General features: G+C 51.2%; 21 protein-coding genes and 1 tRNA gene. 21 read left to right on the top strand and 1 reads right to left on the bottom strand.

Features of this window, described 5'->3' with window-relative positions; genetic code table 11:
- Positions 1-47: 47 nt before the first annotated feature.
- From galE to HMPREF0860_RS14160, 11 genes are all read left to right on the top strand, one after another.
- Positions 48-1,025, top strand: a complete 978-nt coding sequence (gene galE, locus HMPREF0860_RS09035) for a UDP-glucose 4-epimerase GalE (protein ID WP_021329211.1) — start codon at positions 48-50, stop codon at positions 1,023-1,025.
- Between the two features lie 22 nt (positions 1,026-1,047).
- A complete protein-coding gene (locus HMPREF0860_RS09040; RefSeq protein WP_021329202.1) occupies positions 1,048-2,277 on the top strand; it encodes a M20 family metallo-hydrolase in 1,230 nt (409 codons plus the stop codon).
- Positions 2,278-2,305: 28 nt separating this feature from the next.
- Entirely contained in the window at positions 2,306-4,063 is a 1,758-nt protein-coding gene (locus HMPREF0860_RS09045) for a glycoside hydrolase family 13 protein (RefSeq protein WP_021329123.1), read from the top strand.
- 132 nt (positions 4,064-4,195) lie between these two features.
- The gene (locus tag HMPREF0860_RS09050) at positions 4,196-4,882 is read left to right on the top strand and encodes a glycogen-binding domain-containing protein (RefSeq protein WP_021495692.1); all 687 of its coding nucleotides are present in this window, start codon (positions 4,196-4,198) and stop codon (positions 4,880-4,882) included.
- Positions 4,883-4,918: 36 nt separating this feature from the next.
- Positions 4,919-5,986: a hypothetical protein gene (locus HMPREF0860_RS09055; protein WP_021495702.1), complete on the top strand. Its 1,068-nt coding sequence runs from the start codon at positions 4,919-4,921 to the stop codon at positions 5,984-5,986.
- Positions 5,987-6,022: 36 nt separating this feature from the next.
- Positions 6,023-6,331, top strand: a complete 309-nt coding sequence (locus HMPREF0860_RS09060; protein WP_021329216.1) for a hypothetical protein — start codon at positions 6,023-6,025, stop codon at positions 6,329-6,331.
- 12 nt (positions 6,332-6,343) lie between these two features.
- Entirely contained in the window at positions 6,344-6,805 is a 462-nt protein-coding gene (locus tag HMPREF0860_RS09065; RefSeq protein ID WP_021495699.1) for a hypothetical protein, read from the top strand.
- Positions 6,806-6,896: 91 nt separating this feature from the next.
- Positions 6,897-8,084, top strand: coding sequence for a sugar ABC transporter substrate-binding protein (locus HMPREF0860_RS09070; protein ID WP_021329130.1), 1,188 nt, complete (start codon positions 6,897-6,899; stop codon positions 8,082-8,084).
- Between the two features lie 240 nt (positions 8,085-8,324).
- Positions 8,325-10,268: a carbohydrate ABC transporter permease gene (locus HMPREF0860_RS13345; RefSeq protein ID WP_021329197.1), complete on the top strand. Its 1,944-nt coding sequence runs from the start codon at positions 8,325-8,327 to the stop codon at positions 10,266-10,268.
- Complete coding sequence (locus tag HMPREF0860_RS09080; RefSeq protein WP_021329134.1) at positions 10,265-11,152, top strand: sugar ABC transporter permease; 888 nt, start codon at positions 10,265-10,267, stop codon at positions 11,150-11,152. Before HMPREF0860_RS13345 ends, HMPREF0860_RS09080 begins: the two co-directional genes overlap by 4 nt.
- 43 nt (positions 11,153-11,195) lie before the next feature.
- The gene (locus HMPREF0860_RS14160; RefSeq protein ID WP_231364245.1) at positions 11,196-12,242 is read left to right on the top strand and encodes an alpha-amylase family glycosyl hydrolase; all 1,047 of its coding nucleotides are present in this window, start codon (positions 11,196-11,198) and stop codon (positions 12,240-12,242) included.
- 427 nt (positions 12,243-12,669) lie between these two features.
- On the opposite strand, the gene era is transcribed toward HMPREF0860_RS14160, so the two are convergent.
- On the bottom strand, positions 12,670-13,587 hold the full coding sequence (era, locus tag HMPREF0860_RS09095; protein WP_021329164.1) for a GTPase Era: 918 nt from the start codon (positions 13,585-13,587) through the stop codon (positions 12,670-12,672).
- 99 nt (positions 13,588-13,686) lie between these two features.
- Between era and HMPREF0860_RS09100 the strand changes: the two genes are divergently transcribed.
- The 10 genes from HMPREF0860_RS09100 to yqeK all read left to right on the top strand — a co-directional run bounded on the left by HMPREF0860_RS09100 (position 13,687) and on the right by yqeK (position 21,614).
- On the top strand, positions 13,687-15,615 hold the full coding sequence (locus HMPREF0860_RS09100; RefSeq protein ID WP_021329195.1) for an AMP-dependent synthetase/ligase: 1,929 nt from the start codon (positions 13,687-13,689) through the stop codon (positions 15,613-15,615).
- 32 nt (positions 15,616-15,647) lie between these two features.
- Positions 15,648-16,907, top strand: coding sequence for an aminopeptidase (locus HMPREF0860_RS09105; RefSeq protein ID WP_021329207.1), 1,260 nt, complete (start codon positions 15,648-15,650; stop codon positions 16,905-16,907).
- A gap of 211 nt (positions 16,908-17,118) precedes the next feature.
- A tRNA-Glu gene (locus HMPREF0860_RS09110) sits at positions 17,119-17,190 on the top strand.
- A gap of 4 nt (positions 17,191-17,194) precedes the next feature.
- The gene (locus HMPREF0860_RS13350) at positions 17,195-17,779 is read left to right on the top strand and encodes an HAD family hydrolase (protein ID WP_021329163.1); all 585 of its coding nucleotides are present in this window, start codon (positions 17,195-17,197) and stop codon (positions 17,777-17,779) included.
- Between the two features lie 190 nt (positions 17,780-17,969).
- Complete coding sequence (rplU, locus tag HMPREF0860_RS09120) at positions 17,970-18,284, top strand: 50S ribosomal protein L21 (protein ID WP_021329159.1); 315 nt, start codon at positions 17,970-17,972, stop codon at positions 18,282-18,284.
- Positions 18,284-18,622, top strand: a complete 339-nt coding sequence (locus HMPREF0860_RS09125) for a ribosomal-processing cysteine protease Prp (protein WP_021329152.1) — start codon at positions 18,284-18,286, stop codon at positions 18,620-18,622. The genes rplU and HMPREF0860_RS09125 overlap by 1 nt, the downstream gene beginning before the upstream one ends.
- A 12-nt stretch (positions 18,623-18,634) precedes the next feature.
- Complete coding sequence (rpmA, locus tag HMPREF0860_RS09130; RefSeq protein WP_021329140.1) at positions 18,635-18,892, top strand: 50S ribosomal protein L27; 258 nt, start codon at positions 18,635-18,637, stop codon at positions 18,890-18,892.
- Positions 18,893-19,253: 361 nt separating this feature from the next.
- Positions 19,254-20,384 (top strand): GTPase ObgE, encoded by a 1,131-nt coding sequence (gene obgE, locus HMPREF0860_RS09140; protein WP_021329168.1) that lies wholly within the window; start codon positions 19,254-19,256, stop codon positions 20,382-20,384.
- The gene (gene nadD / locus HMPREF0860_RS09145) at positions 20,381-21,043 is read left to right on the top strand and encodes a nicotinate (nicotinamide) nucleotide adenylyltransferase (RefSeq protein ID WP_021329188.1); all 663 of its coding nucleotides are present in this window, start codon (positions 20,381-20,383) and stop codon (positions 21,041-21,043) included. The genes obgE and nadD overlap by 4 nt, the downstream gene beginning before the upstream one ends.
- Entirely contained in the window at positions 21,024-21,614 is a 591-nt protein-coding gene (gene yqeK / locus HMPREF0860_RS09150) for a bis(5'-nucleosyl)-tetraphosphatase (symmetrical) YqeK (RefSeq protein ID WP_021329179.1), read from the top strand. Before nadD ends, yqeK begins: the two co-directional genes overlap by 20 nt.
- The last annotated feature ends 18 nt before the right edge of the window (positions 21,615-21,632 follow it).

Consider the following 21,632-nt stretch of genomic DNA (forward strand, 5'->3'; position numbering starts at 1 on the left):
AGAGACGGTGAAAATGCGCTATACTGACCGCCGTAGCGGAGGCATACATGAACGTATTGGTAATCGGCGGCGCCGGGTATATCGGCAGCCACGTCGTTAAAGAATTGATGAAGCAAAATCACCGCGTAACCGTTTTCGACAATCTTTCGAGCGGATTGCGCCAAAATCTTTTTAAAGAAAACGAATTCATATACGGAACGATTTTGATCCCGGGTGATTTGGACGCGGCCTTTGCAAAAGGCTTTGACGCCTTTATACACTTGGCGGCTTTTAAAGCGGCCGGCGAATCGATGATCGCTCCCGAAAAATATTCTATTAACAATATCAACGGTACGCTCAATATCTTAAACGCAGCCGTCTCTCACGGCTGTAAGCGCATGGTGTTTTCGTCGTCCGCGGCCGTATTCGGAGAGCCGCAGTATCTTCCGATAGATGAAAGCCATCCGAAGCATCCCGAAAATTATTACGGCTATACGAAGCTTTCGATCGAAGAGTTTATGGCGTGGTACGAAAAACTGCGCGGCTTGCGCTTTGCAGCTCTCCGCTATTTTAACGCCGCAGGCTACGACGTCGACGGAGAACTCTCGGGTCTCGAACAAAATCCCGCAAACCTTTTGCCGGTGATCATGGAAGTCGCCTGCGGTATGCGCGAAAAGCTCAAAATATTCGGCAGCGATTACGATACGCGCGACGGAACCTGTATCCGCGATTACGTGCACGTAAGCGATTTGGCCGCCGCTCACGTAAAAGCGCTCGAATACATCGCAGAACACGACGAAAGTATTTCGGTAAATCTCGGAAGCGAAAAAGGTACGACGGTGACGGAAATGGTCGAAGCCGCGCGGCGCATCACAGGCCGCCCGATCCCCGCCGACTATGTCGCGCGCCGCGCAGGAGATCCCGCGTCCCTCGTTGCGACGAGCAAATATGCGTACGAAAAGCTCGGCTGGAAAGCGGAGTATTCCGATACGGATACGCTCGTCCGCACGACGTGGAACGCGTATCAAAAATACAATGCACAATAGTATTGCGCTGTGAGGTGAAAAAATGGATAAGGATACGAAACAAAAACTCTTCGATTATATTGCATCTTCGAAACGCGATATCGTCGCGCTCGAAACGCTTTTGACGAGCCATCCCGCCCTCGCTCCGGAAAACGGCGGGCAGGGTGAAATCGAAAAATGCGAAGCGCTTATCGCGTGGCTCCGCGAACAGGGTTTTACGAATATCGAACGCTACGACGCGCCCGATCCGCGCGTTGCAAGCGGCATACGTCCGAACGCCGTCGTGACCCTTCCCGGCAAATCGGACGATTTTTCGGTGTGGGTTATGGCGCACTTGGATGTCGTACCCGTCGGTGAAAAATCGCTGTGGCATTCCGATCCGTGGAAAGTCGTCGAAAAAGACGGCAAGCTCTACGGGCGCGGCGTCGAAGACAATCAGCAGGGGCTCACGTCCGGCGTCTTTGCCGCCCTCGCGTATATGAAGTGCGGCATCGTCCCCGAACACACGGTCAAACTTTTATTTATGGCCGACGAAGAAGTGGGCAGCGAATACGGCATAAAATATTTATTAAAAGCGCACAAGCTTTTCCGCAAAGAAGACATCATCGTCATTCCCGACGGCGGAGACGCAAAGGGAGAAACGATCGAAGTCGCCGAAAAAAATATTTTATGGCTCCGCTTCCGCGTAACGGGTAAACAGACGCACGGTTCGCGTCCCGACACCGGATGCAACGCCTGCCTTGCCTCCGATGCCCTTGCGCTTTCGCTCCACGATATGAAAGACGTGTTCGACAAGCGCGATCCGCTTTTTACGCCCGACTGTTCGACTTTTGAGCCGACGATGCGAATGCAAAACGTAGCCGGCATCAATATCATTCCGGGAGAAGACGTGTTCTGCATGGACTGCAGGATCATCCCGTGCTATACGCTCAAAGAAGTGTACGCTGAAGTCGATAAGCGCTGCAAAGCGATAGAAAAAAAATACGGCGTAAAAATCGAATATACGATGCCGCAGGCAGGCGAATCGCCGGCAACTCCCGTCGACGCTCCCGTCGTGCAAAAGCTTTCCGAAGCGCTCAAAGCGGTGCACGGAAAAACCGCTCGGACGATCGGCATCGGAGGCGGTACCGTCGCAGCTCCGCTTCGGGAGCTCGGCTACAACGCCGCCGTATGGAGCACGCTAGACGACATGGCGCATCAGCCCGACGAATACTGCATCCTCGACAATATCGTTTCCGACGCACAGACGCTCGCATTTTTGTTCGGCGCCTGAACGGCACGCAATTTTTACAGAGGCGATCATGAACTTTGCCGCAGTTGAACATCGTTCGTTTGACAATTACTGTTATCCGCTTGATAAAGATACGCTTTCGATACACATATGCACCGGAAAAGATATTCGGCGCGTAACGCTTGTTTGGGGCGATCCGTTTGACCGCGGCCTCATGGGAGGTGCGTGGAATTGGATCGGAAAACGTACGGAAATGACGGACGTACGTGAGCTGCCCGATCACCTGTGGTGGTCTCTCGCGGTAAAGCCCGAATTCAAACGATGTCAATATTATTTTGAACTCGACGACGGCGAGCAAACGCTGTGCTTTGTCGAAAACGGTTTTTTTACGCAAGCGGATTTGAAAAAGCAAACCTTTCCTTTCGTGTTTATATTTCCGTGGATGAACGAAGCCGATATCTGTACGCCTCCCGTATGGCCGGAAAATACGGTGTGGTACCAAATTTTTCCGTCGCGCTTTTGCAGGGGCGGCAAAGCCGATACAAATGCGTATCGCAAATGGGCGCCTCCCGACAAAACGGTAACGAATGAAGAGCGATACGGCGGTAATCTGCAGGGTATTACCGACAAGCTCGATTACCTTGCGCGGCTCGGCATAACCGGTTTGTATCTCAATCCCGTCAACCGCTCTCCGTCGCAGCATAAATACGATACGACCGATTACCTGCGGATAGACGAATCGTTCGGTACGAATGACGATATGAAGCGCCTCGTATCGGAAGCGCACAAACGCGGCATCCGCGTTATGCTCGACGGCGTTTTCAATCATACGGGCACGGATTTTTTTGCATGGCAAGACGTGCTTAAAAACCGCGACAAATCGAAATACGCATCGTGGTATATCGTCAATAATTTTGATTTCGCCGGCAGCGGCAAAGCGCGGCACGGCGATTATTATACGTTTGCATTTGCGGACGGCATGCCCAAGCTTAATACGAACAATCCCGAAGTACGGGAATATTTGCTGAATGTGTGCGAAACGTGGGTGAAGGAATACGATATCGATGCGCTTCGCATGGATGTTGCAAACGAACTGTCGCACGTTTTCTGCCGCGAGCTGCATGAGCGTATGCGTAAACTGAAAAGCGATTTTTATATCGTCGGGGAAATATGGCATAATTCGATGCCGTGGCTGCGCGGCGACGAATTCGATGCGGTTATGAATTATCCGCTTTCGAATGCCGTTTTCGATTTCGCCTCTTCGCCTGAAACGGATACGCGGACGCTTGAGAGGAATATCAATTATTGTTTTACGATGTATTACAGCCAGACGACTCGCGTACAATTCAATTTATTGGACAGCCACGATACCGTAAGGCTCGTTACAAAGACGAAAAACCGCGATAAAACGCTGCAGCAGCTTGTGTTTTTGTTTGCGATGCCCGGCAGCGTATGTCTGTATTACGGCACCGAAGTGCTTCTCGAAGGCGCCCACGATCCCGACAATAGACGGTGTATGCCGTGGAAAGAAATCGAAAGCGGCACGTACGACGAGCAAATCGATTTTACGAAAAAGTTGATCGCGCTCCGCCGCACGCACCGCGCGCTTCGAAGCACCGACGTGCGCTTTATATATGAAGGAGCGGCAAAAGCCGATTCCCGCCTTGTGCATATACGCAAATTTGCCGATGGGGAAACGGCGGATATCGTATTTAATTTCGGAAACGAAGACGTCCGTATCGCCGATGCAAGCGGAAAACCGGTGATGAGCGGCGCATACGAATCCGGTATATTGCATACCGGCGGATTTGTCGTAATGCTCACATAACTTTCCCGACTGCCGCTTTATTAGCAGCCGCGAAAAAAAACTTAAAAAATACTTAAAAATTTTGTTGACAGATTTAAAATATCGCAGGATAATTATTGAAAGTACAAAAAAGGCTTTAGTAAGGAGGCTTTAATGAAAAAGTTTTGTGTTTTCATCTCTGTTTTACTGATATTCGCCGTTCATGTATCGGCGGACGTATCGGTAAAAAAACTCGGCGACGGAAATATAGAAGTAACGTTCTTCTATGGAAATCCGCGTGCACAAGAGGTTGTCATCGCAGGAGACTTTACCGATTGGCAAAACGGCGCTCTGCCGATGACAAAAGGTGAAAAGGGATGGACATATGTCCGTATCGTTCCGCCGGGAACCGTTATGAAATATAAATTTATTTCAGACGGAAACTGGACGGAAGACTTACGCGAGCCGGACAAAGTGGACGACGGCTTCGGCGGACACAACGGTCTTGTCGATGTCGACGTTTTGGTTGCGGCGCAAAGCAAATCGGAAAATGCCGCTGCAGGTGCGAAACGCGCCGGTAATCTGAAATTTTCAACATGGAGCATGCTCGGCTATCAGATGAAGTGGGGCGACGGTACGAAAGACGCCAAAAGCGACTTCGACAGCGCCGGTTTGAATCTCTATTCGTATCTTAAAATAAGCGGCGAAGCGCTTCCGCGTCTGCCTATGTACATCGAAGTGGCGGTCGCCGAACAAAAAGGTTTTGACAATCTGTATAAACGCGGTAAGACGGATTGGGCCGACGGTTGGAAAAATCTTTTAGTCGACACGATTTTCGATCCGATTTATTATTACGGATGACAGGATAAGGCGAAATCCTATCTCGGGCACCTCAAAATGGGATTGGATACGCCGTACGTAAACTGGACGACCGGCTATAAATATGCGAAGCTTTCTCCGCACCAAAACGTAAACTGGAACACGGTCGATAAAGAATGGGAAGCGGGCTACAATGAAGTCGGCGGTTTCAATCAATTCGATTTTGCACCGCTGTTTGCAAAAGTGCTCGCAGATACCGGCGTGGAAGCCGATGTCGTCATCGCTCCGAACCGCTCTGCAGACCGTGCAGGTTCGCAGTACGGTATGTACACCTACGGATGGGCGCGCTTTAACATCGCCGATTTCCCGCAGTATATCGATCTCCAATATAACGGCGCATACGGCAAAACCTATGATAGAATTTTCAAAGAAGTGATGGAACACGACATCATCTTGGGCTATCAGGGTATTTACGGACCCGTCACCGTAAAAGCGAACGCTCTTTGGAACCGTTACGGTTCGTACGACAACGGCGACGGAACGAAGACGCTGTACGCTCCGGCGTCATCCGATGTCGGTTTGGTTGACGACAACGATAACAACTTCGGCAATAATTCCGCTTCCAACGTGAACGTTTCATTCGGCTCGGATACGGTCAAAGCGACGGTCGGGTATCGGCACCGCGGTATTCAGGCCAATATGATGTATGTCGAACAAGGAGCGGACGATCATAACAATATCACCGATCAGCTCGGTTTCCGCAATACTCAAGTGATCTTCGGCGGCGCCGATGTCATGCTGCTCGATAACGCGCTTACCGTCGGCTTGGATGCGCAGTTTACGACCGTACTCAACAAAGACAAGGATTATTACTACGACGAAACGACGAAATTCAACAACAAAGATACGGCTCTCATTAAAATAAAACCGCACGCAGCGTACGACTTCAATCCGTACTTTGATTTCCCCGCAAAAGTCGACGGCTATATCAGATTCGATGCGGTTACGAAAAGCGACGACGAGTTTAAGCGCAAAGACAAGAGCGCCTTTATCGTCGCGGAAGCGGGTGTGCGTTATAATCAAACCTTCGATACGACAGTCGTAAAAGGCCTGACCGCAACGTACGCGTTCGACAATCTCGGATGAGAATACGTATTCAATACGCTTTCGGCGGATGTTTCGATGTTGCGCGACATCGTGGCAAGCTGCGGTATCGGAGTGCGAACGGAAGGTGCGAAAGACTTCGACGATATTATAAACCCGTTTGCGTTCTTTATCGGCGCACGGAAAAAGCTCAACGTTGCGGCCATTTACAAGCCGACCGCGTATTGCTACGTATTGGCGGGTATGGATCCGTTCAAAGAATTCAACGACGGGCCGACGGCGTATCGATACAATACCGACAGCTATACGTGGTATCGCCATACGGACAGCCGAGGCGACTATGACGGCGAAACGGCAATTCGCATAGGTCTCGTGTGGGATCTCTAATCGGGAGGAAAAATGATGAAAAAAATGACAATGGCGGCACTTATCGCCGCAGCGATAGCGGCGCTTGTTTTTACGGGATGCACGACCGGTGATCCCGATTTACCGGTAGCGCTTACGCCTGCATATATCATCGGAGGCGCGACGGCAGGAGATGCGGCGGGCACGGATATGTGGGGCACAATGCGCGTGCCGATTACGTTTGCAGCGGGAAAAGCGACATACGAGTTTACGCATTCGGCGGAAAAAGAGAATGCATGGGGCGACCATGCCGGTAAAACGTCGTTTAAGCTTTTGCTCGACGAAGGGGGAGCTACGGCGTGGGCGACGAACGGCGGGCCGATCACAGCCGGCACGGAGATCGTTACGGATGTCGGAGGCGCAAACAATATCGTGCTTAGCGGATTGACGATCGGCACGAAGTATAAGATCACGATTACCGCCAGCGGATCGACTATAAAAGTCAAATTCGAATAAAAGGTTTCGTATACGGACTGTCCGAAAACTGAAGTTTTCGGACAGTTTCTTTTATTTACTATGCATTTATAAAAAATAAGTGAGGAACAGTATGAAACATAGGGGATTTTTATGCGCGCTCGCGGCGGCGGCACTGTGCACGGCTGCGGCGTCTGCGGCGCCCGCAAAGCGCATTTCGCTTAAAGTATGGGAATCGGCCGGCCCGGAACAGGAGTTCATCGTTTGGGCTATAAAAGAATTTAAAAAAACGCATAATCGAACGACGATCACGTACGAACCCGTCGGATCGACGGACACGCGCGCAAAGATCGAATTGGACGGACCCGCGGGCGTGGGTGCCGACGTTCTCGTCGCCCCTCACGATCATATCGGGGCTCTTGTAAACGGCGGACACGTCGTTGCGAATACGACGGCAGGCTACCTCGATCCGTTTATTCCGGCGGCGAAAACGGCCGCGACGTATAAAGGTAAAGTCTACGGATATCCGCTCGGCATTGAAACCTACGGTCTTTTTTACAATAAAAAAATCATTAAAACGCCCCCGAAAACGTGGGAAGATGTCATCGCCTTTGCAAAGACGTACAACAATAAATCGCAAAACAAATATGCGCTCGTGTGGCCTGTCGGCGACGGCTATTACGAATATATGTTTATGAGCGCATTCGGCGCGCAGCTTTTCGGACCGAACGGCAGCGACAGACGGCAGCACAATATCAACAGCCCTGCTGCGATAAAAGGTTTAACCTATCTGCAAAATCTGCGCAAACAGATTCTCGACGTTCCGTCCGCCGATATGACGGGAGATTTTTGCAATTCTTCGTTTATCGAAGGAAAGGCGGCTATGATCATCACCGGACCGTGGAAGATCTCGGACTTTACGAAATCCGGTGTCGACTTCGGCATCACGACGCTTCCGGAATTTCCGGGACAAAATAAACCGGCGACTTCGTTTTCCGGCGTACGCCTCGCATTCGTCAGCTCGTATTCCGAAAATGCGGAAGAAGCGGCCGCATTCGCCGCGTTTATTACGAGCAAAGAAGCGCTTATGAAACGTTTCGAAATTACCAAGCAGATTCCGCCGAGAACGGACATCACGACGAACGATCCGGTTTCGAACGGAATTTTGGCGCAGACAAAGTACGCTATTCCCATGCCGACGATTCCTCAAATGGGTACGTATTGGTCGGCGATGAATGCAGCCTATGCCGGCATTTGGGACGGCGATAACGTTGAAAAAGATCTCAACGCCGCCGCCGCCGCAATGGACGCCGCTCGCTGATCGGTTATCGATAAAAGGGAGCGCATCGGCAGTCCGGCGAATGCAAAGTACGCTTGTCCGTACGCTGCTTTGCATTCGTTCCGCCGTTTCTGCGCAGCTTTGTTTTTCCCGCTTTAGACTTCACGGCATATTTTCGCCGGTACGCTCTCCGTTTTATTTAAAACCGTAATTTTTTTTCAGTACGATTTTGCGATACAATTCCAAATGTACGTTTCTCTATTTCAAAAGGGGATATAAAAAATGAACAATAGGGTAAACCCTGACAAAGTGAGGAAGGCTCCCGTCGCTTCGTGTTTTTTTATGGGGCTCGGACAAATTCTTTACTTAAAACAATACTTACGCGGCATCATCCTTGCGCTCTTTGAAGTCGTCATACTGTGCTGCGTTATCTTCGGTACAAAAAGAATCATACCGAAAGATCAGAGCGCCTACGAATATATGCAGGGCGCTCCCGATACCGTCGAGATGATCGATTATCTCGAAGCGAACGACTGGCCGAACCTTGCAGAGATCGTGCTTGCACGCAAAGAAAAAATCCGCACCTATGTGCAAAACAGTGCGCAATCGTGGATCGCTTCCGTTACGCGCTATTACAAAAAGAAAGACGCCGCACTCGGCACTGCGGTGCAAAATCATTTCGACGATTTTGTTCCCGGCTTTTTCGCTTCGGTCGATTGGGATGATCCCTATGCCGTCGAAGATGCCGTTTTCAATTTTGTCGATGAAGTCAATACCGCAGTCGATGATTTTCAATCTCAGCTTGCGGACAAAGCGGACGATGCCTATGCCGATGAAATCGACCGTGCCGGAGAAAAATTCATAGACCGTTACGCCGCGGCAGCCGCAAAATACGATCGCAAACTTTCCAAAGCGACGGCAAAAACCGCGCTTGCAAAAGGTGAAATGGAATTGTTCGACGAAAATTACGACGGATGCGCCGTTTGCAAACATGCCGCCGCCGCCGGACGCAGAACACAGGGACATCGCGCGTTTTTCCGAGGTCCCATCGTTACCGCAATAGCAGGTTTGATTACGCTCGGTTCTCCGCAGGCGACGACGGTAACGAAATACGCCGACCATTCCATCTTTATGATGATAAACGGTTTGCTTTGTCTCATCGTCCTTGCGATTTTTTTCATCACCTATGCGTACAATATAAAATCGGCAAAAGAAGATGCCGAAAAAATAATAAAATTCAATAAATTTCCGACGCTTCGCGAAACGCGCAACGATATTTCGCAGCGTTCGTTTGCGGTGATCGGAATTACGCCGTGCATTATCCTCATAGCGTTTTTTACGGTTATACCGCTTTTGTTTTCGGCGTTCGTCGCATTTACGAATTATTCTTCGCCGGATCATATTCATCCGAACAACCTCGTCGATTGGGTCGGTTTCAGAAATTTCGTAACGATGTTCAGTTCGCACGGAAGCAGCGGCGGGCAGTGGGCGAACACTTTTTCACGCGTTGCGCTGTGGACGCTCGTTTGGGCGGTTCTTTCGACGACTACCTGCTTTTTTACGGGATTCTTTTTTGCCGTCATCCTGCAGGATAAGCGCATAAAGATTCCGGAACTGTACCGCACGGTGTTTATCCTTCCGTATGCGATCCCTCAAATGCTTTCGCTTTTTATCTGGGCGAATTTACTGAACGGAACTTTCGGCCCGATAAACCGCACGCTTATCTTTTTCAAAATCATTTCACAAGGCATACCCTGGCTTTCCGATCCGATGATGGCAAAGCTGACGCTCATCCTCGTCAATATTTGGATCGGATTTCCGTACAGCATGATCCTCATTACCAGCAGCATGACGGCCATTTCAAATTCGATGTACGAAGCGGCCGTCATCGACGGCGCGAATAAGTGGGAACAGTTTCGAAGCATTACTTTCCCGCTCGTGATGTACCAGCTGAAACCGATTCTCATCATGCAGTTCGCAGGGAATATCAACAACTTCGGCGCCGTATTTTTCCTGACCGCCGGAGGGCCGAATCTGCCCGATACGATTTCGACGCAGGCGGGATCTACGGATATCCTCATATCGTGGATATTTAAATTGACGATGAATACGCCGAATATGTACAACATCGCATCGGTGCTCTCTATTTTGGTCTTTATCGTACTCGTGCCGTTTGCACTGTACAATTTTATGCGGACGAAATCGTTCAAGGAAAGCGAAATATGAAACAAGACAGAACAAACAGCCGTTCTCCGGTAACCGTTTTTTTGACAATCATATTGGTAATTCAGCTCGTCGTCGTGCTGTATCCCATTGCGTTTACGATCAGCGCGGCGTTTACAAGATCGAATTCGCTTGCATCGACGTCGATCGTACCCTTTCCCCGCGATCCGTCGCTGTTCCAGTTTCAGCGCCTGCTGACACCCGCCAATCAATTCGTTAAAGGCACGACGGACGTGCTCGGTACCAATTACGTGCACTGGTATCTGAATACGCTGCAAATCGCATGTATGAATACCGTGCTTACGGTTCTCCTGTGCAGTACGGTCGGATATATTTTTTCGCGCTTTACGTTTCCGTTCCGCAAAACGGTTATGGCGTCGATGATCATTCTTCAGATGTTTCCGAGTTTTATCGGAATGATTGCGACCTATGTCATCCTGTGGAAAATCAACGGCCTCAATACTTTGTGGGGACTCGTGCTCGTCTATGCCGCGGGAAGCCTGCCGTTCAATTCATGGCTTATGAAGGGCTATTTCGATACGGTTCCGAAAGAACTCGCGGAAGCGGCATATATAGACGGCGCTGCTCCGTTTACGGCTTTTGTCCGTGTCGTTTTGCCGGCCGCAAAACCGCAGCTCGTATTCCTTGCGCTTACGAGTTTTACCGGGCCGTGGATGGACTTTATCTTCCCGCGCCTCGTGCTCAGAAGCGACGACAAAAAAACGCTTGCGGTCGGTCTCTATGAAATGATAAGCGGCCGTGCTGCCGATAACTTTACGATGTTCGCTGCAGGAGCGCTTCTCGTCGCGGTGCCGTTTACCGTTTTATTTATGCTCGGACAAAAAGCGCTCATTCAATCGCTCGCCGGAACGGGCGGGAAGGAATAATCTCATGAAACGCGTATTCCTGTTGCCGCTTGCGCTCTGCGGTATGCTGCCGTTTTTTTCGTGCAGCTCTTCTCCGAAAAGCGCCGCCCGTCCGCGGCACGCTTCCGAAAAATCCTCACCTATCGTACGCTTGGCGGATAAGCCGTCGGAAGGCGTGTACTACAGTCTTTTCGTGCGCTCCTTTGCCGATTCGAACGGCGACGGAATCGGCGACTTTGCCGGCATTATCAAAAAACTCGATTATTTGAATGACGGTGACGACGCAACGACGGACGACCTCGGTATCACGGGTATTTGGCTTTTGCCGATTTATCCGTCGCAGTCGTATCACGGTTACGATGTCGACGATTATTACAACGTCAACCCCGATTACGGCACGATGGGGGACTTTGAAAAATTGCTCGCCGAATGCAAAAAGCGCGGTATTTCGGTGATACTCGATATGACGTGCAATCATTCGTCCGTTTACAATCAGTGGTTTATCGATTCGCGCAATCCCGCAGACAGTCACCGCACGTGGTATCGATGGATTTCACCCGACGACAGCCGCTATAATATGCGTCAGCAGATTTGGGGACACAACGTATGGAATTATTCCGACGGCTATTATTATTCGGGGATTTTTTCTCCGAATATGCCGGATTACAATCTCGACGACGGCGCCCGCAGGCCATGCGCCGAATGTCTTTTCCGCGGCTTTGAGCGCCGTTTCTTTTTGTATGCCGCCGCTTATAAAAAGTGCGCTGTTCTGCGGCACATAGTAGCATCGGGCGATATTCATGAGGATCGTACGGACGCCTGCGAGCGGCGTTTTCGTAAAGAGCGCAGGATAAACGCCCGAATCCCGCTTCCACGGGGCTACGGCATAGATGCGCGCGTCTATGCTCGCGTTGATAAATCCCGCCGTACTGAACGAATAATTCATCACTTCGCTTTTAAGTGCGGTAAACTGCGCCGCTATGTTCGCATCGCTGAACGACGGGGAAAACGCACAGTACGCAAGTTGGGAAAACGCTTTTTCGATTTCCTCCGGCGCGATCGTCACAACGCAGCGCGCCGCATCCGTATCGCAGGAAATTTTTGCCGATGAAGGCAGCCAGTCGTCAATCTGCTCGGGATACGAAGCTTTGCCCGCTTCCGCAAAGAGCCGCGTATAGAGCGGAAAAAATCCCGCCGTTTTCGGCGTCTGCTCTCTTGTGCCCGCCTTTACCGCGTATTCGATTCTGATCGGGGCGGCTGCGAAGTCTTCGAGCACGAACACGTGCATACCGTTTTGGAGCGTGTATTCTGCAAAGCCATGAGGAATATCGGCTTCATCGCCTGCAGCCGAAAAAACGCAAACGGCAAAGAGGAAAACAAAAAAGTGTGTGTGCAATACTCGTCGAAACATCATAAAATCAGTATACCATATACTATGCGGTTTCAAAAGCTCGGTTCACGGACGCGTATAGGCATATAAAACGCATACGAATCTTTCCTGCAACGGTAAGAGCATCGGATACCGTCATAACGTGTAGCTATTTTATTAATTTTTTCAGCACAGCGTCTTTTTGCCGCCAATTTTTATCGACTTTTACCTGCAAGTCGAGATCGACCGCGTAATCGAAGATGGTACGGAATCTGTTGATCGATGCCGTACGGATCGCTTTTATCATCGCGCCGCCCTTACCGATGACGATGCCTTTTTGGCTTTCGCGTTCAACGCAAATGCTCGCGCGCACCCAGAGGCGTTTGCCTCCGTCTTTCATTTCCGTATCCATGATGTCGACATAGAGACAGTGCGGCACTTCTTCTTCGAGCCGATTGATCGCTTCTCCGCGTATGATTTCCGCGATGCGAAAGCCGACATCCTGGTCGGTGTAGTATTCCCTCGGGTACAATTCGGGAGCGACGGGTACGAGCTTGTACAGCGCTTTCAACACATCGTCGATGTTTTCATCGTTTTTTGCCGATACGGCGATGACGCGCTCTTCGGGGATTTCCGGCAGCGTGTTTTTAATAAATTCGATCGTGTCGGGCATTTTTGCGTTCGGCGCGTCGCGCTTGTTGACGGCGACGACGGTTCTGTCGGCAAAGGGCTTAACGAGTTCTGCGACGAGCGCTTCTTCTTCTCCCGCAGCTCTCGTACTGTCGATGATGTAGAGCAGTGCATCGGCGGTTTTCAGCTGTTCGGCTGCGAGAGAGCGTAGTTTGAGGTTGAGTTTTTTTTCACTCGCGTGGTAGCCGGGCGTGTCGAGGCACACGAGTTGTCCGAGCGACGTATTGATAATGCCGCGAATCGCATCGCGTGTCGTCTGGGGTATTTTCGATACGATGGATACGAGTTCTCCGCACGCCGTGTTGAGGAAAGTCGATTTGCCGGCCGAAGGCCGCCCGATGATTGCTACGATGCCCGCTTTTCGGGTATCGCTTTGTACCGTGTGTTCCGTATTCATGTATGTACCACAGTATAGCGATATGACGTATGCGCGGCTACGTACCGTACGCAGCGTTCAGATTGACGCATTTCGTTTTTTACCGTTATACTTCCCATTATGGAACAAACGCTCCCGAAAATGCTGAAAAAAACCGCCGCCGACTTTCCCGAAATCGCGGCGCAATATTCGAAAAACGCCGAAGGCGTATTCGAGCCGGTGTCGTACCGAGAGCTGTATGAAACCTCTCTCGATTTTGCCGCCGCCTTAAAAGAGATCGGCGTCGTGCGCGGCGAAGCGATCGGTCTCATCTCCGACAACCGCAAAGAGTGGGAACAGGCCGACATGGGGATTATGGCGCTCGGCGCCGTCGACGTTCCGCGCGGATGCGATGCGACGCTTATCGACTTGCAGCAGATTTTGTCGTTTACGGAATGCGCCGTCGTCATTGCGGAAAACGCCGCGCAGATTAAAAAGATCGTATCCGTAAAGAGCGAACTGCCGCATCTGAAAACGCTCATTTCGTTTGAAGATGTCGGCGACGATATAAAAGCCGACGTAAAAAAAGCGAAAATCGATTTATTGTTTTTTAATAATTTATTGAACGAAGGAAAAAAATACAATATCGAACACAGGGCGGAGATCGAAGCCGAACTCGAAAAGGGAGAGTGGAACGATACGGCGTGCATCATCTTTACGTCGGGTACGACGGGTATGCCCAAGGGTGTCGAACTTTCGCACGGCAATTTTTTGACGCAGCTCGACGAACTGCAGGAACGCATCTATTTGAATCCCGGCGACCGCGCGTTGTGCGTGCTTCCGGTGTGGCACGTGTTTCAGCGCCTGTGCGAATACGTCATCATGATTCAAGGAGCTGCACTCTGCTATTCGAAGCCGGTCGGAAGCATTCTTCTCGCCGATTTTCAAAAGGTCAATCCGCACCTCATGCCCGCCGTTCCCCGCGTGTACGAAGCGATCTACGACGGCATCAACCGCAAGATGCGCAAAACGGGCGGTTTCGTTTATATGCTGTTCCATTTTTTTGTCGGCGTCGCGATTTTGCATTCTCGGATCGACAGACTCCTCTTCCGCAAAAACGTGCGCTTCGGGCCGGACTATATCGGTGCGCTGTGGGCACTCCTCGTCATCCCGTGGCTTTTGCTCTATCCGCCCAAATTGCTCGGAAATGCGCTCGTGTTTCGAAAAATCAAATCGATGCTCGGAAAAAACTTCCGTGCGGGCGTTTCGGGCGGCGGCGCTTATCCGCACAACATCGACGAGTTCTTTTGGGCGATCGGCGTAAAGGTCGTCGAAGGTTACGGCTTAACGGAAACCGCTCCCGTCATCTCCGTGCGGCCGATAGCCGATCCCGTGTTCGGCAACGTCGGCTCTCCCATCCGCGGCGTTAAAGTGCGCATCGTCGATCAGGACGGCTACGTGCTCGGACGCTGCAAACAGGGCATCGTACAGGTGAAAGGCGGTACGGTGATGAAAGGCTACTACAAGCGTCCCGATTTGACGGCAAAAGTGATGACCGTCGACGGCTGGTTCGATACGGGCGATATCGGTATTCTTTCCATTCACGACGAAATCGTTTTAAAAGGCCGCATGAAAGATACGATCGTGCTCCGCGGCGGCGAAAATATCGAACCGCTTCCGATCGAACAAAAACTGCAGGAATCGCGCTTTATCAAAGCGGCCGTCGTCGTAGGGCAGGACGAACGTTACCTCGGCGCGCTTATTCTGGTCGATGAGGACGAAGTAAAAGGCTACGCCGCGGAAAACGGCATCCAATACGATACGTACGAAAATCTGCTCGCATCCGAATACGTTCAAACGCTGTACGCGGGAGAAATCAACGGGCTTATCAATTCGAAAAACGGATTTAAGATGTTCGAGCGGATCAATAAATTCGTTCTTATCACAAAGCCCTTTGAAGTCGGCGTCGAACTTTCGGCAAAGCAGGAAATCATGCGTTTCAGAATCGGCGAAATCTACGCTAAAGAAATCACTTCGCTGTTCGCTCAGGATCCGAAAACGGATATGTGACGGACACGATATATTTACAGAGGAAATTGAATATGAAAGACGTACTGCCGGCGGAGATCATCGTACGCGATGTGTGCCGCGTAAAAAAAAGCGAGCGAGTGCTCATCGTTGCAAATCCCGAAACGAATGTGATCGCACAGGATTTATTCGAGTCGGTAAAAAAAGCAGGCGGCGAGCCGGTGCTTGTATTTCAAAGCGCAAAAAAATCCTTCGATAACGCATCTCCTGAAGTGCTCGCCTCTATCGCGACGAATCCCGACTTGTGTTTTTCCGTGTCATCGTCGAAGCTTGGAAAAGATCCTGGAGCTGCGGCGCATCCCTATGTCGACAAAACGGGTACGAAATTCATGCACATCTTCGACTTTTTGCTGAGCGGGAAAAAATCGATGCGCGCCGTGTGGATGCCGGGCATCACGCAGGAGATGTACGAGCGCGCGGTGCAGATCGATTACAAAGAGCTCGCCTCTCGCTGTGCGGCGTTGAAAAAAGCGTATGAAAAAGCCGTCTCCGTTCACGTTACTTCTCCCGGCGGAACGGATGTCGTCGTTCCGGTTGCGGGGCGAAAAGCGATGGAAGATGACGGAGATTTTTCGAAAGCGGGTACGGGCGGAAACATCCCCGCGGGAGAAGTGTTTATCAGTCCCGTCGTCGGTACGGGAGGCGTGCAGGACGAAGGAAACATCCTCGATAAAATCAAGCAAAAGATCGGCGCTCAGGGCGATGCCGAAGATGCGGGAACCGCCGGCGAGCAGGGCGGAGCGGAAGGGAAGGGCGCACAAGAGGCCGGCGAGCGGGCTGAAGAAAAAAGCGCGCAGACCGCATCCGGCACGAACGGGAAAATCGTATTCGACGGTTCTATGTCGTTCGGTGACGGGGACGCGCTCCTTGAAACACCGATCGTTGTGCAGGTTTCCGACGGTTTTGTGACCGACATAGACGGCGGAGACGAAGCCGCGCGTCTGAAAAAAACGATCGCCGATGCGGAAGCGAAATCGCTCGCGATGGAAAAGGAAGGAAAGCTGCCCGAAGGACAAGGAAGCGTGTACCGCAGAAATGCACGCAATATCGGAGAGCTCGGCATCGGCTTAAATCCCGCCGCCGTCATTACGGGAAATATGCTCGAAGACGAAAAAGCGTTCCACACGTGCCACTTTGCGATCGGCGAAAATTACGACAACGACGCTCCCGCGCTGATCCATCTTGACGGCATTGTACGTGAGCCGACGATCGAAATAGCGTATGAAGACGGCTCTGTGCGGACGATTTTGCAAAACGGCGATTTGACGCTGTGAGCCGTGTCATCGGTACGGGAATCGAAAGTATGATATCGACCGAGCCGTATTCGGAGTAACCGGCGTATCCGTTGTTTTGCGGCAAAATACGGTGGCCTATACGGATATGTTTTTTATACTGCACGTTTTTGCCGTAGGCGAAAATGCGGATGTGTATATTGACACGTTGTGTGCAGGTATGCTATAGTTGTTGAACAGCCCTATGCTGTATGTCTCCTTCGTCTAGTGGTTAGGACATCGGGTTTTCATCCCGACAACAGCAGTTCAATTCTGCTAGGAGATGATTCATGGATATAATCGTTTTCGATCTCGGCGGCGTTTGTATTTTCAATTTCCAAACGATCGGAAAAATCGCTTTACACTATCACCTCAAAGAAGACGACGTATATGCCGAATATATGCGCTCGGATATTCCGCTCATGGAAGGCAGTATAACGACAAAGGACTGGTGGAAAACCGTATCCGGAAAATTCGGCGTTGATTCGGATGCCGACCCCCTCGTCGATCTCTTTACGCCTTATCCGAATTCTCCGGTTCTTGCGCTCGTCGACGAACTTCGCTCGCGCGGAAAACGGGTCGTGTGCGGTTCCAATACGTGTGAGGGGCATTGGCAAAAGATGAACGCGTGCGCTTCGCTTGAGTCGCATTTCGATCGTTGCTATCTTTCCCAGCGCATGGGACTTGCAAAACCCGACGTGCGTTTTTTCGATTATATTTTGCGCGCCGAAGGCGTCGAAGCTTTTCGTGCGCTTTTTATCGACGATACGAAAGCGAATATCGAAGGCGCCGAAAAAGCGGGTATGCGCGGCTTTTGGTTTCGCGACGAATTTTCATGGGCGGCCGTCGATAAACTTCGGAGCATCGTACTGTAATGTGAAAAACGGCATAATTGGGTACCGCTAAAAACTCGGTTAGATTTAACGTGATGCAATACGCGTCTTGACTAATTCCCGTATTTTCCGATACAATAATCGATACGCATAGTCTAAAACGGTTTTGCATAATCCCCGTTTCGTGTGCCGCCGTTTTATGCGCATTATTTTAATAATCAGGAGTGTTGCCATGTACGCACTTATCGAATATAAGGGCAAACAGTATAAAGCGGAAAAGGGTGCCGTCTTAACGGTCGATAAATTGAGCGAAGAAAAAGGCGCAACCGTCGAACTCGATTCCGTTTTGCTCGTAAGCGACGGCGATAAAATCAGCGTCGGTGCTCCCTATGTTGCGGGCGCGAAAGTGAAAATCGAAGTCGGGGAAACGTTCCGTGACAAAAAAGTGCTTGTGTTCAAATACAAAGCGAAAAAGGATTACCACAGGCTCATCGGGCACAGACAAGCCTATACGAAAGTTACCGTAACGGAGATTACCGTCGCATAATGATCTCCGTTCAGCTCGCGCGCGCAAAGGACGGTTCTCTTGCATCGTGCAGAGCACTGGGTCACGCGCGTTTTGCCGAAAAGGGAAACGATATCGTCTGCAGCGCCGTTACGGTTTTGCTGCGCACGACGATGCAGGCGCTTTCCGAAACGGAGGGCGTCTTTGTCAGGCTTGACGCTCCGGATCGGGGGGCATTGGATTTTGATGTAAGCGCGGAAAGCGCGCCTCCGGAATCTCGATGTGCGCTCGTATATGCCGGGCGATTTTTGGAAGCGGGACTCGCTTCTCTTGCGCGGGAATATCCGCACAACGTAGAATTGAAGATACAAACTGATTAAACGAGGTATACTATGGGAAGATCGAGAGGCGGCAGCGGCGCCAAAAACGGACGTGATTCCAATCCTAAAAATTTAGGCGTAAAGCGATACGGCGGAGAAGCGGTTACGGCCGGTTCCATACTTGTCAAACAGCGCGGAACGAAATTTTTTCCGGGCAACAATGTAAAACGCGCGGGCGACGACAGCCTGTATGCGACGGCGGACGGCAAAGTCGTCTACCACGAACGGATGAACAGAAAATATATTTCCGTTGCTCCGGCAAACGCGTAAAAATTTTGTTTGACACTATGACGATACCCGGTTCAGCACAGCCTGCGCCGGGTATTTTCGTTTAGGGTAATTTTAAATGAAAATAGCAGGGCAACTGCACTGGAAATGTATACACAGAAAAGAAGCGTATACTTACATAAGAAAAGGCGGAACGCGAGGCAGCGGAACTGCCGCCGAGCCGCTCAGACCGATGGCAAGCAAACTTTTTGCAAAAAAAGTTTGTGCAGTCCGATTCCGATTACGGTCTGCCGCGGCGAACGCAGGGCTGCTGCCGGGAGTGCCGCCGATTTTTTACGTTACACGCTATTTTTAGATATATAGTTTTCCAGTGCGATTGCCCGGATATAAACAAGAGAACAGTATGGCACAGTTTGCAGATGAAGCGGTGATCGAAGTCCGCTCGGGAAAAGGCGGAAACGGCTGCATCGCGTTTCGCAGAGAAAAATACATTCCGCGAGGGGGGCCGAACGGAGGAGACGGCGGCAAGGGAGGAGATGTCGTGTTTTGCGTCAAGCGCAATATGCGCACGCTTGCAAAGCTCCGCAATCAAGTCGTCTTTAAAGCGAAAAACGGAGGCGACGGTTCGGGCTGGAACAAATACGGCAAAGACGGAGAAGATGTCGTCATCGCCGTTCCGCCCGGCACGACGATACGGGATGCCGAAACGGACGAACTCATCCACGATTTTACCGACGAAGACGAAAACGAGCGCTTCGTTTTTTTGAGCGGCGGTAAGGGCGGCTGGGGCAATGTCCATTTTAAGTCGTCGACCAATCAGGCGCCGCGTTACGCGCATCCGGGTACTCCCGGAGAAGTGAGAAAGCTCCGCCTCGAGCTTTCGATCATAGCCGACGCGGGGCTCGTCGGTTTTCCGAACGCCGGCAAGTCGTCGCTCTTAAACGCGTTTACGAACGCGCGTCCGAAAATCGCGCCCTATCCGTTTACGACGAAAATCCCCAATTTGGGAGTGCTCCGCGTCGACGGAGAGCGCGATATCATCATTGCCGATATACCGGGAATCATCGAAGGCGCGTCCGAAGGCGCGGGGCTCGGATTTAAATTTTTAAAACATATTTCGCGCACGGCCTGCCTCATCTATATGATCGACTGTTCCGACGAAAGTTGCATGACCGCTTACGCTGCGCTGAAAAAAGAACTCGCTTCGTATTCGCCCGAGCTCGCTGCAAAGCCGAAAATGGTGCTGTGCAATAAAATCGACGTGGAAGGAGCTGCGGAAAACGCGCAAAAAATTATTAAATCGATTCGCGAAGCGGAAAAGGAAACTCCCGTTATCGCGATTTCGGTTACCGCGAATATGAATATGCGGAGCGCAAAGATCGGGATCATCGATATGGTCGATGCCGCTTCGGGCGTAGGGACTGAGGGGCAGGACGGAGAGATTTCTCGCGGAAATGAAGCGTCGTCGTTTCTTTCGACGCGGTCGGTCGATGAAAGTATGGAAACGCAGTATCCGGGGACGGAGCGTTCATGAAAATCGCTTTGCTCGGCGGCGCGTTCAATCCTCTGCACATCGGACACGCCATGCTTGCCGAAATCGCAGCGGGCGAGCTCGGCTTCGACAAAGTGCTCCTCGTCCCGACCTTTATCCCGCCGCACAAACGTTTTACGGATGCGGCTTCTGCGAAAGACAGGCTCGGTATGGTGCGCTCGTTTTGCAAAGATTCTCCGCACTTTGCCGCCGAAGCGTGCGAAATCGAGCGAGGCGGGGTTTCGTACACTTTCGATACGCTTGAGTATATTATTAAAAAATTCGGCGATTCGATCGAAGGAAAGCCCGCGCTCATCATCGGGGAGGAAAACGCACGTGAATTTGAAAAGTGGTACCGCGCATCAGACGTCGCTTCCATGTCCGATATCGTCATCGCGCGGAGACGCGACGGAGAAAAGGGGGAAGCGCTCAAAGCGTTTCAAAATACGCCCTCGGGAAATTATACCGGCGGATTTGACGGAGTAGGGGAGTCCGAGTCTTTTCCGTTTCCGCACAGGCTTCTCGACAATCCTCCGCTTACGCTTTCTTCAACCGAAATCCGTTCCCGCATCGGTTCGGGAAAAAGCTGGCGTTACCTTGTTCCCGAAAGCGTTTTTCGATATATTATACGGAAACGGCTCTATGGATACGGAAGATTCTGATTGCAGCTCCGCGCTCACCGAACGCGTCAAAAATTATGCGAAAGCGGTTTTAACAAAAGAGCGTTACGAACATTCGGTGCGCGTCGCCGAAACCGCTTCCCGGCTTTGCAAAAAATACGGATTGGATGCTTCGCGCGGCTATCTTGCGGGCATCGCGCACGATATGTGTAAAGGCATGAGCGACGAAAAGATCGCGGCACTCGCCCGTGAGGACGGAAAAGCGATCACTGCGCTTGAAGCGCAAAAGCCTTCGCTGCTGCACGGACGCGCGGCAGCTCTCATGCTCCGCCGCGATTTCGGTGTAACCGATAAAGACATACTGCAGGCGGTCGCCGTGCACACGTTCGGAGAAGCAGGTATGTGCTCTCTTTCGAAAGTCGTTTACGCTGCGGATAAAATCGAGCCCGGCCGTCCGCAGGCGACAAAAGCGTATACGGATTTTCTCGATCGTCTTTCGCTCGACGAACTCGTAGAAAAAGTGCTCGTCGACGGGATCGCGTATTTGAAAAAAAAGGGATATGCCGTCGCGCCCGAATCGGAAAAACTTTTGCGGTCGTTGAATCGCCGTTAGATTGTTAAGGAGTTGTTA

This window comes from Treponema socranskii subsp. socranskii VPI DR56BR1116 = ATCC 35536, from assembly GCF_000468115.1.
GTDB lineage: Bacteria > Spirochaetota > Spirochaetia > Treponematales > Treponemataceae > Treponema_D > Treponema_D socranskii.